Raw genomic sequence first — 16,976 nt, forward strand, 5'->3', positions numbered from 1 at the left:
GGTATCCATAGTGTCGTATGATCCCAAAAGAAATGGACCATCCTGATAAAAGAGGAACAACATTACGGGACGGTCTAAAGGATCATACAGAACCATCAAAACCGGTTCATCATGAGGTTATATCATCAGACGAACAACGTTTTTTTAGATCCTACCGAATTATCAAACAATTTCCTGCAACCGGAGGAGAAGCAGATATATGGCTCATTCAAAAGGACAGGGTCTATTATATTCTAAAACATTATCGACTTGGTATTGAACCCAAAATTGATGTTTTAGATCAGGTCAGCCACATTTCTTTACGTAATCCAAAAAATCTGATTAAGATTATTGACTATGGATTTGATGAAGAATCGGAACGATGGTACGAGATTTTAGAATATGCTCGGTATGGTTCTCTTCGCGATCTCGTTCAAAAACAATCAATTAGTAATGCCACATTTAAATCTATAATTGAAGAGATTGCATTTGGTCTGGACACCCTGCACAAAAATAATGTTTTACATCTTGATTTAAAACCTTCAAATATATTAATTCGAGAGTTACGCCCATTAAATCTTATTCTTACTGACTTTGGTATTTCTACCCTGCTTGACACAGAGTTATCACGGCACATTACCAGCACGAAAGGAACCCCGATGTACTGGGCGCCTGAACAACTGGGTAATGTTGTAGGACGCGAATCAGATTATTGGGCTCTTGGGATTATCGCACTTGAGATAACAGAAAAAAAACACCCATTCGAGGGACTGAATCATAATCTTATTCTCTCAACCCTGGCTTCACGAGGAATTGTTCTTTCTGAGCAGATACACCCGGATCGCCTCATTTTGCTAAAAGGCCTTCTGACGCGAAATCCAAAAAAGCGATGGGGAAAACGTGAAGTTTCGTTATGGCTTTCAGGGAAGCGAAATATCCCGGTATTTTATGAAGAGGAGCATATCGGACGACAGGGAATATCAAAACCATACGAGTTCCATGATGAGAATTATTATAGCCTGCATGATCTGATGTATGCATTCATCGGCGATCCAGCCTCATGGGAAGATGCAAAACGCCACATTGGGCGGGGGTATCTACTCAGGTGGCTTGAGGCAACCGAACAGTATAACAAAGCCGTCATAATCTCGAAATATAATGAAACCTGTCCAGACGAAGATGAGCGACTCGTATACATCGCTGCTGAATTAAACAAGGATATTCCTTTTACCCTGTATGGAAAAGTAATCGATATCACGAACCTTGTCTGGTTCCTGGGTCGTTCTCTAAACCGAGAACAGGATGAATATGAAGAAAAAATACTTTCACTTCTTTTCTCTGGTGATATTGAGGCGATGTATAACAGATTCCTTGATATTACTAAACAGGAAGTAAAAAGTATTTTTTTCACACGTCTTTTTACCTGGATTAAAAGTAACCCACGTGGGACGAACGAGAGGAAACGTCTCTTCCAGTATGCAAAGATTCTCCATGAACGAGAGGTTGCAGGAATTCCTACTGAATGGAGTGCAAAGTCAGTAATCTCAATTATTTCTATCTATCACAATTTTATCAGGTTATCTGCGAAATCAGATGCTGAAGAATGTAAAAAAGATATGATAACCGCGGCAAATCATGCATTATCTGCTCAGGTCATAGAACCTGATCTCCTCGTAGCACTTGCATCAGCGTTTGAAGAATTGCAGGATCCAAAAACCGGAAAAATGCTTCTCAAGAAAGCTTACAATCTGGATATCCGTGTTTTAACTCTTCTTTTTAATAAAAGGATAGGAATTCAGCGTTTCAGATTCTATTCTTCATTGACTCGTGAATTTGAAAAAAACCTCATCTTCATCTCTTCAGATCCATGGAATGAAACCATCACCTTCTGGAAGAAAAAATACCTCCAATTCTATGAGGAAGATAACTTTTCTCTCACTCTTTCACTCTCTGAACGAATCATCGAGATGGATAAAATGGGTGCTCATGGTTGGGCTATGAGAGGACTGAGCCTTCTGAAAATAAAACGCAGCCATGAAGCAGAGTTTTGTTTTTCCCATCGTTCGATCCATACTGCCGACGATCCCCTGATGACATGGATTTTGGGAGAACAATCTGAAGAAAGTAGAAACCTTTCTGTTGCTGAAGAGAAGTACAATGAAGTTCCAGAACAGCATTTTGTCCAGCCACTTCCGCGGATCGGAATGGCGCGAATATACTTTAAACAAAAAAGGTACTGGGAAACAATCGAGATATGTGATACCATACTGAAAACATATCCAGGGAATGTGAAAGCCCTATTGCATAAAGGGGACTCTCTCTACGCTATTGATCGAATTGAAGAAGCACTTATATGTTTTGATCTCATCTGTGAAAACCATCCGGATAATTATATGGGCTGTGTAAAAGCTGCCAGGTGTCTTCTCAAGATGGGAAAATATGGTGAGGCAAATACCTGCATTTCAAAGGTGCTTGAAAAAGATGAAACCATCGTTGAAGCATTACGGATAAAAGCCTATATCTCTCTGAAAAGGGGGATTAAGACTGAAGCAAAGCAGTGGCTTTCGAAAATTCTAACAATTGATCCGGAGAATTCATGGGCTCTCAAAATGCAGTCAATTTCGGGTATAAAAACTCATTGAAAGAGATATTCACTTCATTTTTTTGCTTTTTGAAAAATTTTATGAAGGTTTAAATGCCAGGTAATTATAAGTATCACTATTAACTGTCGCAATTTTTCATTGCCATCAGGAGTTAGGATTATCCGGAATATTTTATTGGAGCCTATATGAGTAATCTTCCAAAATGGAGTATGGAGTTTGTCAGGTTTCTTTCAGTTACTCCACAGTTTTCTTTCACCGGAAACATACTTGACGTGTATCCGGTGGACCTTGATGGCATAATTACGACTCTGCGTCTAAAAGATTACATTCGGACTATCCTGGTCAGAGAAGGATATGATATCATTTTAACCTTCGAGCCTTTTGTAGGATTTTCGCATATGCATGGGGATCCTGACACCATTCATGCAGTGCTTGGAGATGTCTTATCGGCAGAAAAAACGGAGCCACCTTCACTTGAAAGAACCATTGAAATTATCAGGAAAAGTGTGGAAAACCGGACTGCATATTCTGCAATCATATTAAATCAGGTATCACGACCATGGGACGAATTCGTTTCATCTGATACATTCCTGTATCATCTTTTCTCTCTCTGTCAGGATGCAGAGCCTCGTTTGTTAGCCGGCAGTTCATATCCCAGGTTTAATCTCATTATCTGGATACATAGCCGGGATGCTCCCCTCCCTTCATGGTATATCCATGATAACACTAAATTCCGAGAGATAATTGTTCCAAAACCAAATTTTCATTCACGAAGGGTGCTCCTTGAGTCTTTGACAAAAACCTGCCATTATTTGAGTCTTTAGGTGATAACGAGAAGGAAGAGTCACTATCACTCCTTATAAAGAAGACACACAATTTTCAGGCAAATGAACTGATATCTCTCATCTCACTTGTCAGACGTGATGTTATATCAGTATCAGATCTTCCAGAAGCAGTAGTGCAGTATACCTGTGGACCATCTGAAAATTTTTGGAAGACAGTACATAATAAACTGGTAGAAGGTGCCGAAGAGTTCTTGAATAATCGTGTTTTTGGACAGACTCATGCAATAAAACGAATATGTAGTCTTTTAAGCCAGTCCTATCTTGGTCTGACTCACACGATTCATTCTCAAAAATATTCCCAACCACGAGGTTTTTTCATTCTTGCGGGTCACGAGGGAGTTGGCAAAACTGCCCTTATCCATGCACTAAAAGATCTTCTCCTAGGGACAGCTGGTGATTTGATAATGGTAAACATGAGTGATTATCAGGATAATGATGCAGGGAAGCACTTTCTCGTGAATGCTTCAATTGAGAATGGCAGTGTTCTTGCAAAAGTCCGACGTAATCCCTATTCAATCGTGGTCTTTGATAACATTGAATCAGCATCCAGGAAAGTAATGCACCTTTTGAATCTGATTATTCGAGAAGGTGAATTACAGACAGAAGATGGAACCATCATTGATTTTTCGGGCTGCCTGGTTATATGTACTATCCGGCTGCATGGATGTTGTCCTGATGCATATAAACAAGGAAAAGTGACAGAAGAGACTATCAAAGAATATCAGACAAAAGAACAGATGGCTTCTGAAATCATTGCACAGTTTTTTGAAGAACACATGAGTTTTGATTTTTCCCAGTTAGTTCGAGGCAATACTATAATATTTAGAGGTATAAAGGATAAAGCGGCAAAGAGGATTCTAGATTCAATGTTGAATGATGTCTTAAAAAAGATATATGCTAAATATCATCTCATGGTAACATTGAGCCCTGAAGTCAGAACGAATGTTGAAAATTATTGTTGCCAGAATCTCTTTCGTGGGGGAATAAGTATCAATCAACGGCTTGAAGAGATGTTGGTAAGCCCTCTCTCAAAACAGTTGATTGAAGAGAGATTTGAACCGAATGAAAAAGTAATAATATCTCATATCTCAGATAGTGAATCAGGATGGGAGGTTACCCTCTCCAGGGTGTGATGCCAGGAATACTATCATGGTGCTTCAAAAAATTTGCGATACCTGTGGGATGGCGAATCCTGCCACTGAAATGATCTGTATGCGATGTTTCTCAGATATTTCAGGTAAAAAACCGGTTGAAAGAAAAACAATCCGGCAAATGGATGGAAAGGGAATCGTTAAAAAACCTCCTGACAGGAGGTTTGCGAATCTCGGATTTGAGGAAGGACGAACCATCAGGGAAGTAACACCTCTGACGCTATCAATGTCCCCCGGTGTGACGATCACCGTACATCACGGAGATACAGTTGGCAGAGATGCTGTTGGCAGAACACTTCTACAACAATATAATGGTGTCTCCCGCCAGCATGCAACATTCAAATATTTCAATGGCAAATGGCTCATCCGTGACGAAAACTCTACAAATGGTACGTATATCCTGGGAAAGAAGATTTCAGCGGATAAATGGTATGAGATAAAAGATGGAGATACTGTTTCTTTTTCATCGAACTGCACGTTTACGGTCCAGACAATGTAATTGGATGTGAAAACTTTTTTTAATACATCTCCCGTCCCCGTTCAATCTCCTCTGGGGGCAATGTTCCGAGTACATCCGGGTAAGGGGCAAACCAGGTCTGATTTTTCAGATACTCTGAAGGATGTGTTATAAGCCATGTTTGGAGCATGATGCGAAGAGCAGTGAGAGGAAGAACACCTCGGCGATATGCCTCTATCTGATCTAGGAAATATGATTTTTCTTCATGGTTTAATTCTTTGCTTAAATATCCAATTGCATGAAGCAGGACATTGATTTGGGCGGTAAAGCGGGGAGGGAGTCGTGTTGCCTGAAGGAGAATATTTCGATAATCTACAAAGGTATTCTCTGGATTATTTTTATCAGGATTTGCAACAATCTGTCCGAGCAATTTGAGTTTTGCCTGACTATATGACGTCAGTAATAGTTTATTGTCTGTATGAAATTGCACCAGGGATTTGATGGTCCCGGTGTTTTCAGCTTTTCGAAGGTCAGAGAGCATGAAAATCCGGGTAAGAAAATGTTCACGTATTCGCTGGTTTCGGATCCGCCCTTCATCTTCTATCGGGTAATGAAGATACCTGATCAGTACTTTCCCACCAAAAAAGCCAGGCCCTTTTTCAATAGGGTGTGATTTCCCGCTCGTGGGGTAGATATTAACATTTGAAATCCCTGAAGTTGGAGATTTGTTTTTAAGGATAAATCCGTCAACTCCTGATAAAAAATCAAAGAATGAATCTGAAAATGCATTCATAACATCTGTCAGATCTCTTTCGGTTGTCGGTTGGATGAGTCGATCTCCTTCAGATGTCCGGACTATCCTGATACTGCTTCTCGGAATCCCAAGTCCAATTTCAACTTCAGGACAGACTGGAATAAATTCTATTACTGATTTCATCGCAGCAACCTCCGGACTGGATATCATATCTCCGTTATATCTGACCGGATCATGCTCTATACATCTGCTGATGACAACCTTGGGTTTAGAAAATTTCCTTTTTTTCTGCATGTCGTATCAGTGAATATCCTTCACACAGGTATATAGGAATCGGATTACAAAACTATCATTATCACCCGGACTGTATACCTCCGGGCACGAGGATTAATCGACATGTGTATCGCAATACCCGCTGAAATAATAGAAATCCGCAACGATAATACCGCTCTTGTAGACTTTGGCAGCCTCAGGCAGGATATACGGATTGATCTGGTGGATGTCGCTGTTGGAGATTTTGTTCTGGTTCATGTAGGATTTGCTATCCAGAAAGTGAACCGTGATGAAGCTCTGGAAACCAGGGAGCTCTTCCGGCAATGTTATGCAGCGATGGAAGAGACTGCGTAAAAAATTTTTTCAGGTAATTCCTGTCCCGGTTAACATCGGAAAAGCTTGTGAGATTCCGTTGATGATAAACTGAACAGCTATTGCCATCAACATAATTCCCATCAACCGGTTTACTACCCGGTATTCACGCTGTCCAACACGCTTTGTTATCTGCTCAGATGAGACAAGCACCAGGTAGGTGATTATCAAAGTCAGGATTACTGATCCCAGAATGATACCCAGTTCTATCGGTTGTGACAGTATGGGAGCATCTTTAGAGAGAACAATGACCGTGGTTATTGTTCCTGGTCCGGATATCATTGGAAATGCAAGTGGCATTGATGAAATATCGTCTGCATCGATGCTCTCATATTTTTCAGTCGCAGTTACTTTTGCCCGTGATGTCCGTGCATAGACCATTTCCATACCAATACCAAAAAGCAGGACGCCTCCGGCAATAGTGAATGCGCTTATGGTGATACCAAACAGAGAAAGAAGCGTTGATCCTAACAAGGTAAAAAATATGAGAACTAGCCCAGCTATCCGACACCCGTAAGCTGCGACCCGGCGTTTATCCTTTGAGTCCATAAATTCTGTAATAGAATTATAGACAAGCAGTGCCCCGAGTGGATTTACAACTATCAGGATAGATGAGAGTGCAAAAAGTGAAAAACTGATGAAATCAGCAGCCATGGTTCTTTTTATGTATTTTAGTAATACACAACTCCATTTTCCAGAGAACTGACATTCTCATACATTTCACGAGATAGATTGGTGCTAATCACGACTTTTGGAATTTCACATCCAAATGTGTGGGCAGGGAACCAGTAGAGTCCGTCGCCATAAACCGGCTGTACATCATACACCTTCAGGTCTGCAGCAGTGTAGTTCATTGAGATTATGGAGACATTGGAGAACGCAAGTTTTTGCAGAAGCCTGGACTTGATATCATTTTCCCCAAACATAAATGCAATTAGCCTGAATGCATCTTCCAGCACATATTCTACATGAACATCTGCATACCCGGGCATCAATGATATCGAAACAGATTTGATCTGGAGATATCCTTCAGGTTCTGTTTCCGCGGCATATGACTGGGACACCAGGATCAGGACACACCCGATCAGCATCACCAGACCGAACTTCATTCTTAAAAGGTTTAACAGAAGATGTTTAAATTCTTTTGTCAGAGAGAAAATTTGACTGGGATTATTTTCTGGAGATTAAGGTGATTTCTATTGAAGAGACATGGGTTTTACCACTTTCCGTGTCTACCTCTTCAGTAGATGTGAAGATGGATTTTTTCTCCACATCCAGTAAAAACCTGTTCAGCGCTATTTCTGTGGTATCCACTGCCCGGGATATTGCCTTTCCCCTGGCTTTTACGGTTACTTCTTCTGCTCCGTTGTTAAACTGGGTGACAACCGCCAGAACATAGTTCATGACTGGTTTATTTCCCACAAAAACGGTGTTGTCGTCCTGCATGCTACCCATATTATTTACAGGTACCCGCGGTCACAGATCAGTTCGGCATTCAGCACCGAGGCTCCGGCAGCACCTCGTATGGTATTGTGTCCCATAGCAATGTATCGGATTCCAGGTCTAAGCCTTCCCACCGATACGGTCATTCCTTTCCCTTTCATGCGGTCGAGACGTGGCTGAGGACGATCCTGCTGGGTCATGAAATCAACGGATTTCTCAGGTAAAGTTGGCAGATCCTTGAGTGGACATTTCCAATTCCGGAATGCCTTTGCTACTTCTTCCACCGATTCTTTAATATCAATCCAGATTGCCATTGAATGGCCGTCAATAACCGGAACGCGATTACAACTTGCACTTACGGTGAATGGAGCGTTGATGACTTCACTCCCATCAAAAGTACCCATGATCTTCAAAGTCTCACGTTCCATCTTCTCCTCTTCTCCCCCAATATAAGGGATCACATTATCAAAGATAGACATTCCAGGAATTCCTTCAAAACCTGCCCCGGAGATCGCCTGCATAGTCGCTACCCGGAGGTCGGTAAAGTGAAAGTTTCTGATTGGCGCCAGTGAGACTGTAAGCATGATGGTAGAGCAGTTGGGATTTGTTACAATGAATCCATCAGTGCCTGAATCCCGTTGTAACTCTATCATGCGCAGATGATCTGCATTGATTTCAGGAACTACAAGCGGAACATCAGGTGACATCCGGTGAGAACTGGCATTACTGCAGACACCGACACCTGCTTTCGCACAATCAATCTCAATTTTTGTTGCCAGATCAGCAGGCAGGGCTGAAAATACAATATCAACATTTTTGAGACTTTCAATCCGGGTGTCTGTTACGGTGATGTCTCCAACAGATTCCGGAAGTGGCAGATCCAACCTCCAGTTGACCGCATCGCGATACTTTTTCCCAGCACTCCGCTCAGAGGCTGTCAGAACCGTAAGGTCAAAATACGGGTGATCAGCCAGGAGCTGGACAAAACGCTGGCCCACAGCGCCGGTTGCGCCGAGGACTCCAACACTAACCATACCACGTATATATATCTGAACCAGTAATTAAAAAGGAGGATTTTATTCCATGGTGATAGCTTCTGCGGGACAGACATCCACACAGGAACCACAGTCTACACAGAGGTCATTATTCACTACTGCCTTCTCATTTTCCATGGTGATTGCCGCAGCCGGACATTCATCAACACAGGTTTCACACCCGGTACATTTATTTTTATCAACAATTGCAGTCATTGATATCTCCTCAAAATCTTGGTGAAATAGTTAAAAATAGGTTTCGAAAAGGTCATGAAAGATTTAGGACGTCTTTCATTCCATAAATCCCTGGTTTTTTCCCTACAATCCACCGTGTTGCCCGTACCGCTCCTTCTGCGAAAACGGCCCGGTCATATGCCCGGTGGGAAAGAGTCACCGTTTCATAGTTACTTGAAAACATAACGGCATGGTCACCGACAATATCTCCTCCGCGGATGACATGCACTCCGATCTCGGAACTTCTCTCGGTCATACCTTCGCGCCCGTAGATCTCTTCCCGGGGTCCTATCTCTTCCTGAAGAATCTGCAGGATCGTTTTTGCAGTTCCACTCGGCGCATCTTTTTTGTACCGGTGGTGTGCTTCAGTGAGTTCGATGTCATAATCACTCAGTTTACCTGCAGCGTCTCTGATAAGTGTCCAGAGTATGTTCATACCGATTGAATAGTTCGTTGATATTACAGCCGGAACATTTCCTTTTGCTATTGCATCATCTATTCCCTTCCGCTGCTCTGAAGTAAGACCAGTTGTACCAAGAATAATGGCAGACCCGGCAAGCGCAGCTATGGGGACATTTTTAGCAGCTGCTGCGGCAATGGTAAAATCAATAACAACATCTGGTTTTGTTGAGGTTAACAATCCGGAGAATTCTTCGGATGAGACGACTGGAGCATCAAAAAATGTTCCTGTTTTTATGTCAACTCCTCCGACCAACTGCATATCCGGTTCTTTGGATACAATGCCTCCAATGGTGGTCCCCATCCGACCGAATGCACCACAAATTACTACTTTAATCATATCTGGACAATACCTCTTTCAATTTTGCTGTTGTCTGCTCTGATGCTTCATCAAGGGGCAGCCGAAGTGGTCCGGCAGCCATTCCTAAGAGTTCAGCTGCTTTCTTTACCGGAATTGGATTGGATTCTATAAACATCGACCGGAAAAGGAGTGAATAGGTATAATGAATATCACGTGCAGTCTGATAGTCCCCGTTCTGGACTGCATCGTACATCTCAATCATCGGTTTTGGGTAGAGATTCGCCGCTACTGATATGACTCCCTTTCCTCCTAAAGCTAGAATTGGGAGGGTAAGATTGTCATCTCCAGAGATAACAGAAAAATCCTCGTCTTTTGTGAGTTCAATTATGGACGAAATCTGGCCAACATCGCCACTTGCTTCCTTGACGCCGACGATGTTTGGATGCTTTGCCAGTTCAGCGATTACATCAGGTGTAACATTTTGTCCGGTTCTTCCTGGGACATTATAGACAACTACAGGGATATCACAGTCTGCAAGGGCTGTGTAATGTTTGACAAGGCCAGAACGGTTCGGCTTGTTATAATATGGACTGATAACCAGCACGCCGTCTGCCCCTGCATCCTTCGCAGCCCTTGTGAACCGAAGTGCTTCTGATGTATTGTTAGAACCGGTTCCGGCAAGAACCGGAACTTTTCCACCTGCCTCATCAATAGTAACTTCTACTACCTGTTCATGTTCAGCAAAAGAAAGAGTTGCAGATTCACCAGTTGAACCACAGGGAACAACGCCATGAACCCCTGCGGCAACAAGGTGCGCTATGTTGGAACGAAGACCATCAAGGTCCAGATTCCGTCCATGATTTCTTTGAAAAGGAGTAATCAATGCGGGGAAAACACCCTCAAACATGAGGATTATTTTTTGAATTTCCCAGTATTTATCTTTCTTGTGATGTATCCGGCAACTCTGTTTCTAACCCGCTTGCTCGGAACATTTGTTGCGCCTGCTACCGCTTTTTTGTTTTCTTCAAAGTCGTTAGAAAACTTCTCTTCGTGGAACTCAAGAAGTTCTGTCCCGATTTTCTTGATATAAGTCGGTTTAATTCCCATGATATATCTCTCTCAGTGAGTTGCATCAATAATGCGCTGTGATATCTTAATAAGATTTGTTGCAACGGATCCCGGATTTTCTCCAAATATCCGGGCTTCCTGAACCTTGGTTAGACTATTTTTTATAAATAAAATGTCAGGAACTCCTGTTTCCTGTTCGCTGCAGAATGCAACAGCCCAGTCCATGGTTGATACACCAGGAGGTATTGCCCCGGCATCGCAGGTAGATGTTTCAAAAAGCATTTCATCAGTTATCCAGGTCAGTGAGTCGATATTTTTTATTGAGCCAGCGCATCGTATCTCTGGAGCAAACCTGATGGCAGTGAGAATGCCGGATGTCATGGCTGAAACTCGTCCAAATTCGATATTATCCATATTTATATGATTTCGGCCAGGGAACAGAGTGCATGAACCGACATCTTCAGGAGTTCGTGCCGCCGGGATTGCATATACTAACTCCATACCATCATCAGGTATGAGTTCTGGACTAACATCATCGATTAATCGTGCTACCGCACGACAGAGTTCTTGTTTGACTTTATCTTTGTATGATTCTTTCATGTGTCCCCAGAGAGAGGTAATCAAAATTTATTCATCCCATAAATCTTAACCAGCGGCATGACTCATAATATTCAAGATATGAAACGATGGATGCTTGATGCCATAGTCGGAGTCGGAAGTCTCATAGTATTTCTTGTGGTTATTCTCCTTCTACCGGCAGTCCTTCCTGGTGAAATTGGATATTTAGGTGCCCTGCTCATCTTTGTTGCCACCATCAGCGCGGGAGGGTATTTGATTAGAGGAGTCTCCGCCTGATTCACTCTTTTTAGTACCTGCTTTGTCCAAAATCTGCCGGGATCCTTTCTGTTCGGATGTACTTTTTAAGTTTTTCTTTGAAATTTCCCGTTTTTTTTGCTTGTAATATGTTAATGGATGATTGATCTTCTGACAAAGACTGTCTGGGTGAATACAAATTCCATGTGTTCGCATAGTGGCACATTGTGGGGAGATATATTCAGTACTGGTACCTCCCCTTCCAGAAATATGCTCAACCTGGTACATCGTCTTTCGAAGATCAAAATTTTGAACATTTCCATATAACTCAATGATACGGGTATTTTCCATTCCGATGTTATGAAGAAATGCAGATATGGCAAATCGTGCCATATGCGTCAGATGACCCTGACCTGCAATTGCTCCCAGAATGGCCTGCATACAAGGTGGAAACGCTGATTCCTCTACCTTTCCGAATTCTTCAAGAATATGTTTCTGCCATTCTGATTTTATATTGTCGACTTCCGGTTGCAAGAGTTCACAAATTGATGAAGGAACCTTGATAGGCAGATTTCTCGCCATTACATATCTAAGTCGCTCCCTGACAATCTCGTCATACTCTAAAGGAGCAACCCTGACCTTACCTCTGATTACAACCCTGTTTATCAGTCGCCATCGTTCTTCCTGCATCCTGGAAGCCACCGGTATATAGTCAGTCACAGAAATTTCAGTTCCGGTTTCCGGCAGCCCGATTGACTTTCTAATGAATCGTTTTACATCTGAGGATTCATCCTGGAGAAATGCAAAAACCAGCCATGACTGGTATCTGACCAAGCGATCGATGAGAACCCGGTCCTGTGCGCATGATACTATAATCCGGCTTACCGGGTAGGAAGCAATAATATTCGTTATTGATTCAGCATCCGGAGGGATATCTGGCAGGGGGGGTAACTCTCTTCCGTTGAAGGATAGCGCACACTGCATCGTAGTGCTGGCTTCTTTGATGGCATGTTTTCCCCCCGGTGACTGAAGATATTGCTCAAGTGAACTACTAATCGTCCCAATATACGACTGAGACTCTTTTAAAAAAGGATATTTTGCCAGATCTTTGCGATCAAGGGTGACCATACATTTAGTCAGCCTCAATCCGGGGTGCAAGCAGATATTCAACTTGTCCGTTGCCACCTGCAATCTCAAAGGAGAATTTTGCCGGATGGTCTATACCGATGTCAATCGTGACTTTCTCAGCATGACTCATCACTTTTCCCATATCTTTGAGGTAATCAATTGAAAACAATGATTTTGCAGATTCCCAGTTTGACGCAATTACTTCTCCGGCAGAAAAGGATCTTCTGATGTTATCTGAATCTCCTTCTGCATAAAGAACAAACTCTTTATTTTCGGGTTCGATCGAGAACCATATCTTGTCTGACACGATAGATGCAGACTTGATAACATTATAGAGCTCTGCACCTGCGATGGTTACCTGCCCCGGAAGCTGAATGCCTGGCGCATTCGGATCCTTCTTGATGGTATTTGGGTCAAGGAGTGTGATTGAATAATGGTATCCTTCAAAGGTAACTTCAATTTTATTTGCTCCTTCTGGATGTTCAAGGCGAATTTCACTTGCCTTACCCATCATGGAGTATGTATTTTTCAGTTTTGCGATATCTAATCCAATCTCTCCGGTTGTTGCCTCGAACTGGCTGAATGCTTCTTTTTTTAAGGTTAAGATGATCATTGCCACATTGGCAGTATCAACAGCCCTTACCCAAGCTTCGGTATCAGAAAAATGAAGTCTGCATTCAGTTACCAGAGCAGAGAGGGCATCAACGGTATCCCTGAATATATCTGCACTGATTGTTGCTTTCAGCATCTGCGCTCCCTATGCATTCAGGTTGTGATTTGACACAGATATATGTGCCGGGTTCGCATATAATTGAGGAACTATCAGGTCGATAAATTTTATGGGTTCACAATGGGGTAAAGATAAAACATATCTTAAAGCTAAACAATCTGGGTATCGCTCGCGGGCAGCGATGAAGCTGAAGGAAATAATTCGCAGAAATCCGGTTATTCGTCCTGATGATAACATACTTGACCTTGGAGCCGCACCAGGAAGCTGGCTGCAGGTTTTGCGTGAGTTAACAAAAGGAGTTATCGTCGGAGTTGACTTAAATCCTATCACTCCTATGGAAGGTGTCATAACCATCACCGGAGATTTTACTGATCCGGCGATTCTCGCCAGAATAAGAGAGTTGATGCCTGAAGTGAATGGCATTGTGTGTGATGCCTCACCAAAACTTTCCGGTCAGCGGTCACTAGATCAGGCCAGAGCCATTGAACTGAACAGCCAGGCCCTTAATGTTGCACGTCTGGTTCTCAAACAGGGAGGGAATATGATCATGAAATCATTTCAGGGTGAGGATTTCAGCTGGCTCTACAACCAGATCAAACTGGATTTCTACTCCGTCAGAACATACAAGGCACAGACCACCCGCAAGGGAAGTACTGAAATGTATATCATAGCAAAGAATTTCATTGGTAATCAGCCTAATCCGGAGGAGTTTTCGTCAGATGGATCTGCATGATACGTTTGGCCGGCCTATTTCGAATCTGAGAATTTCTGTAAATTCGGGATGTAATCTCCGCTGTGTATATTGTCACCGGGAAGGAGAGACTAAACCAGAAAATCCCCTTTCTCTTGAGGATATTAAGGCGATTCTTGATATTGCGAATGTTCTTGGAATACGGTCAATAAAGTTCACAGGTGGCGAACCTCTTCTCAGGAACGATATTGTTGACATTATCAAAGCAGTTCCGGCGGGGATTGAATCATCCATGACTACAAACGGAACCCTTCTTGGATCGATGGCGTCTGATCTTCGGGCTGCAGGATTATCGAGGGTGAATATAAGCCTTGATTCACTGAATCCTGACACTTACCGGGCAATCACTGGAACCGGATTATTGTCTGATGTGCTTGAAGGTATTGAGGCTGCACGGAATGCAGGGCTCACTCCAATCAAGATAAACATGGTTCTTTTAAAAGGGATCAATGAAGGTGAAATTGACGATTTCATTCACCTCGTTTCCGGTGATCGCCAACTCATTCTGCAGATTATTGAGCTCATGGATCTGGGAGGGTGCCCTCTTCATGCTGACCTTGCTGAACTGGAAGAAAAAATCGCCATACATTCGCGCAAAGTAATAACCCGAAGAATGCATCACCGGAAAAAATATTGTTATGAAGGTGCAGAGATAGAATTTGTCCGTCCATGGCACAATTCTGATTTTTGCAATCATTGCACACGAATGCGGGTCACCTCAGATGGAAAACTCAAACCCTGTCTGCTTAGAGATGATAATTTAGTTGATATCAGGGGTAAACGAGGCGAAGAACTCTTAAAACTCTTTCAGACTGCTGCAAAAAAGCGTGAACCATACAATAAATGATAATGCGGAAATGGTTATGTCTAGAACGCTAATCTTGTGATCATGCTTGAGAATAATGAGTATGAAAAGGTTCTTGAAACCTTTTATGACAAATCGCTGATACTGGAAAACATGTCCGATTTTCATCCGGACCTGAGTTTCTGGTTTTTTGATGCTATGGCGCATCTGGATTATTCAATTTCCCTCTTCGCATATAATGCAGATTCACCCCGGAATCTTTTGTCTCGTGAGTACCTCAAATATAGAAAAGATCAATCCATGCAGGATAGACTTTCATGTTTTGATGGATTTATGAACTGGCTTTTGGAAAACCACCCTGGTGAGTATGAAAAGTTTCCTTTGTTTCTTCAGAAAATCCATGATCCAAATGATATGGCATCATACCGATCCTTTCGGATTGTCCTGGATCCCAATGACAAAAAACCTACACCTCCTGCTGTGTTCAGGGTCATGATTGATGAAATATTTGATAAAGCATACCTTGCTTCCATTTACAATGGATCAAACATGGCACAGTTGTATACGCAGTATATGAATCAGCGGTAACTGTGGAGATCTGGTATGGATGTAACTCGTCTCTGTTCTGAACTAGTGAAAATTCGGTCAGAGAATCCTCCAGGATATACAGATGAGGTGATCTCTTACCTGCAGGAGATTTGTTCAGGTATAGGAGTAGATACGAAAGTTGTCAGTCAGGGGCGAAAATCGAACCTTCTCTCCAAAGATATTCAAAACCATTTTCTTTTATGTGGACATGTTGATGTTGTTCCAGCACTTGATGATGGCTGGATCAATCCTCCCTACTCTGGATTCATTGATGAGACCTGTGTCTATGGGAGAGGCTCTACTGACATGAAAGGAGGAGTTGCTGCCCTTTTGAGTGCCCTTGCAGAGGTAATTGACAGAGGTATTGATCCACCAGTTGATCTGGCTTTTGTCTGTGATGAAGAGGGAAATGGGGATTTTGGCATGGAATATTTTGTACAGAAACGTCTTCTTCGTCCAAAAGCATGTCTGATTGCAGAACCCACTCCGGAACTCTCACCGGTAATTGGCGAAAAAGGGGTACTCAGACTTCATATTACGTTTACCGGAGATGCAGGGCATGCTTCTTTGCATCCGGTTCTTGGTAATTCTGCAATAGTTCAGGCATGTTCATTCCTTGAGTATTGTGAGAATATTCATTCACGAAGATGGCTTGATGATCCCCTGGTCCGTGAAGTAATTGAAAATACTACGCAATCACTCTCTGCCCTGCTGTCAATAACAAAAGAGCAATCAACTGCTATTCTGAGCCGGGTATCATACAATCCAGGAATAATCTCCGGCGGAGAGCGTATGAATGTCATAGCCCAAAAATGCCTGCTGGATCTTGACATGCGGATTCCATGGGGTTGTGATGTTGACTCCTTGATTCGGGATATCCAGACTCATCTTTCTGATACTCAGGTTGATGTTATGGATGTTGCAAAACCCACACTCAGCCGTCCAGGAATGCTCTGTGATCTTGTTTGTGCAGGTATTTTGGCTGTGCATGGAAAAAAGGCGAAGCCCGGTGTTACACAAGCAGCAAGTGATGCTCGTCACCTACGGGAAATTGGAGCAGAAGTTGTTAATTATGGTCCTGGTGATCTATCACGCCTTCACGCAGTCAATGAATGTGTCCCGATTCATATGCTTGAGCATTGCAAGGATGTCTATATGCATGTTCTTTCACACATACCCTCCCCCTGA

General features: G+C 42.6%; 21 protein-coding genes. 9 read left to right on the forward strand and 12 right to left on the reverse strand.

The features are described from left to right. Positions 1-17 precede the first annotated feature (17 nt). The 4 genes from KSK55_RS15335 to KSK55_RS15350 all read left to right on the forward strand — a co-directional run bounded on the left by KSK55_RS15335 (position 18) and on the right by KSK55_RS15350 (position 5,077). The gene (locus KSK55_RS15335; RefSeq protein ID WP_218607559.1) at positions 18-2,621 is read left to right on the forward strand and encodes a serine/threonine-protein kinase; all 2,604 of its coding nucleotides are present in this window, start codon (positions 18-20) and stop codon (positions 2,619-2,621) included. 146 nt (positions 2,622-2,767) lie between these two features. Then, a complete protein-coding gene (locus KSK55_RS15340; protein WP_218607560.1) occupies positions 2,768-3,406 on the forward strand; it encodes a hypothetical protein in 639 nt (212 codons plus the stop codon). A gap of 134 nt (positions 3,407-3,540) precedes the next feature. After that, positions 3,541-4,560, forward strand: a complete 1,020-nt coding sequence (locus tag KSK55_RS15345) for an AAA family ATPase (protein WP_218607561.1) — start codon at positions 3,541-3,543, stop codon at positions 4,558-4,560. Positions 4,561-4,576: 16 nt separating this feature from the next. Further along, positions 4,577-5,077, forward strand: a complete 501-nt coding sequence (locus KSK55_RS15350; protein WP_218607562.1) for an FHA domain-containing protein — start codon at positions 4,577-4,579, stop codon at positions 5,075-5,077. A 19-nt stretch (positions 5,078-5,096) separates the two neighbouring features. Here the strand turns inward: KSK55_RS15350 and KSK55_RS15355 are convergent, their stop codons facing one another. Then, positions 5,097-6,083 (reverse strand): YbgA family protein, encoded by a 987-nt coding sequence (locus tag KSK55_RS15355; protein WP_218607563.1) that lies wholly within the window; start codon positions 6,081-6,083, stop codon positions 5,097-5,099. Between the two features lie 102 nt (positions 6,084-6,185). Between KSK55_RS15355 and KSK55_RS15360 the strand changes: the two genes are divergently transcribed. Further along, positions 6,186-6,416, forward strand: coding sequence for a HypC/HybG/HupF family hydrogenase formation chaperone (locus KSK55_RS15360; protein WP_214421047.1), 231 nt, complete (start codon positions 6,186-6,188; stop codon positions 6,414-6,416). A 9-nt stretch (positions 6,417-6,425) separates the two neighbouring features. On the opposite strand, the gene KSK55_RS15365 is transcribed toward KSK55_RS15360, so the two are convergent. From KSK55_RS15365 to KSK55_RS15415, 11 genes are all read right to left on the reverse strand, one after another. Then, positions 6,426-7,088, reverse strand: coding sequence for a MarC family protein (locus tag KSK55_RS15365; protein WP_214421048.1), 663 nt, complete (start codon positions 7,086-7,088; stop codon positions 6,426-6,428). A gap of 17 nt (positions 7,089-7,105) precedes the next feature. Then, the gene (locus tag KSK55_RS15370; protein WP_214421049.1) at positions 7,106-7,543 is read right to left on the reverse strand and encodes a hypothetical protein; all 438 of its coding nucleotides are present in this window, start codon (positions 7,541-7,543) and stop codon (positions 7,106-7,108) included. 61 nt (positions 7,544-7,604) lie between these two features. Beyond that, positions 7,605-7,880: a DNA-binding protein Alba gene (albA, locus tag KSK55_RS15375; RefSeq protein WP_214421343.1), complete on the reverse strand. Its 276-nt coding sequence runs from the start codon at positions 7,878-7,880 to the stop codon at positions 7,605-7,607. 14 nt (positions 7,881-7,894) lie between these two features. Continuing rightward, positions 7,895-8,911 carry an aspartate-semialdehyde dehydrogenase gene (gene asd, locus KSK55_RS15380; protein WP_214421050.1) on the reverse strand — a complete coding sequence of 339 codons (1,017 nt, stop codon included), beginning with the start codon at positions 8,909-8,911 and terminating at the stop codon, positions 7,895-7,897. Positions 8,912-8,953: 42 nt separating this feature from the next. Beyond that, positions 8,954-9,127 (reverse strand): indolepyruvate ferredoxin oxidoreductase subunit alpha, encoded by a 174-nt coding sequence (locus KSK55_RS15385; RefSeq protein WP_214421051.1) that lies wholly within the window; start codon positions 9,125-9,127, stop codon positions 8,954-8,956. A gap of 52 nt (positions 9,128-9,179) precedes the next feature. Next, positions 9,180-9,944, reverse strand: a complete 765-nt coding sequence (gene dapB / locus KSK55_RS15390; protein ID WP_214421052.1) for a 4-hydroxy-tetrahydrodipicolinate reductase — start codon at positions 9,942-9,944, stop codon at positions 9,180-9,182. After that, on the reverse strand, positions 9,937-10,812 hold the full coding sequence (dapA, locus tag KSK55_RS15395) for a 4-hydroxy-tetrahydrodipicolinate synthase (RefSeq protein WP_214421053.1): 876 nt from the start codon (positions 10,810-10,812) through the stop codon (positions 9,937-9,939). Before dapA ends, dapB begins: the two co-directional genes overlap by 8 nt. 5 nt (positions 10,813-10,817) lie before the next feature. Next, the gene (locus KSK55_RS15400; RefSeq protein WP_214421054.1) at positions 10,818-11,012 is read right to left on the reverse strand and encodes a 30S ribosomal protein S17e; all 195 of its coding nucleotides are present in this window, start codon (positions 11,010-11,012) and stop codon (positions 10,818-10,820) included. 12 nt (positions 11,013-11,024) lie between these two features. Continuing rightward, positions 11,025-11,573 (reverse strand): thiamine-phosphate synthase family protein, encoded by a 549-nt coding sequence (locus KSK55_RS15405; protein WP_218607564.1) that lies wholly within the window; start codon positions 11,571-11,573, stop codon positions 11,025-11,027. Positions 11,574-11,756: 183 nt separating this feature from the next. Continuing rightward, positions 11,757-12,914 carry a DNA primase regulatory subunit PriL gene (gene priL, locus KSK55_RS15410; RefSeq protein ID WP_218607565.1) on the reverse strand — a complete coding sequence of 386 codons (1,158 nt, stop codon included), beginning with the start codon at positions 12,912-12,914 and terminating at the stop codon, positions 11,757-11,759. A gap of 4 nt (positions 12,915-12,918) precedes the next feature. Next, positions 12,919-13,662, reverse strand: coding sequence for a DNA polymerase sliding clamp (locus tag KSK55_RS15415; RefSeq protein ID WP_214421057.1), 744 nt, complete (start codon positions 13,660-13,662; stop codon positions 12,919-12,921). Positions 13,663-13,753: 91 nt separating this feature from the next. Here KSK55_RS15415 and KSK55_RS15420 point away from each other — a divergent pair, with 91 nt between their 5' ends. Genes KSK55_RS15420 through KSK55_RS15435 form a run of 4 tightly spaced genes read left to right on the forward strand, consistent with a single transcriptional unit; the run spans position 13,754 to position 16,976 of the window. After that, positions 13,754-14,377: an RlmE family RNA methyltransferase gene (locus KSK55_RS15420; protein WP_218607566.1), complete on the forward strand. Its 624-nt coding sequence runs from the start codon at positions 13,754-13,756 to the stop codon at positions 14,375-14,377. Then, positions 14,364-15,242, forward strand: a complete 879-nt coding sequence (moaA, locus tag KSK55_RS15425) for a GTP 3',8-cyclase MoaA (RefSeq protein ID WP_218607567.1) — start codon at positions 14,364-14,366, stop codon at positions 15,240-15,242. Before KSK55_RS15420 ends, moaA begins: the two co-directional genes overlap by 14 nt. Positions 15,243-15,284: 42 nt before the next feature. Continuing rightward, positions 15,285-15,788, forward strand: coding sequence for a hypothetical protein (locus KSK55_RS15430; protein ID WP_214421060.1), 504 nt, complete (start codon positions 15,285-15,287; stop codon positions 15,786-15,788). Between the two features lie 15 nt (positions 15,789-15,803). Further along, positions 15,804-16,976, forward strand: a complete 1,173-nt coding sequence (locus KSK55_RS15435; protein WP_218607569.1) for a M20 family metallopeptidase — start codon at positions 15,804-15,806, stop codon at positions 16,974-16,976.

This window comes from Methanospirillum hungatei, assembly GCF_019263745.1.
Classification (GTDB): domain Archaea; phylum Halobacteriota; class Methanomicrobia; order Methanomicrobiales; family Methanospirillaceae; genus Methanospirillum; species Methanospirillum purgamenti.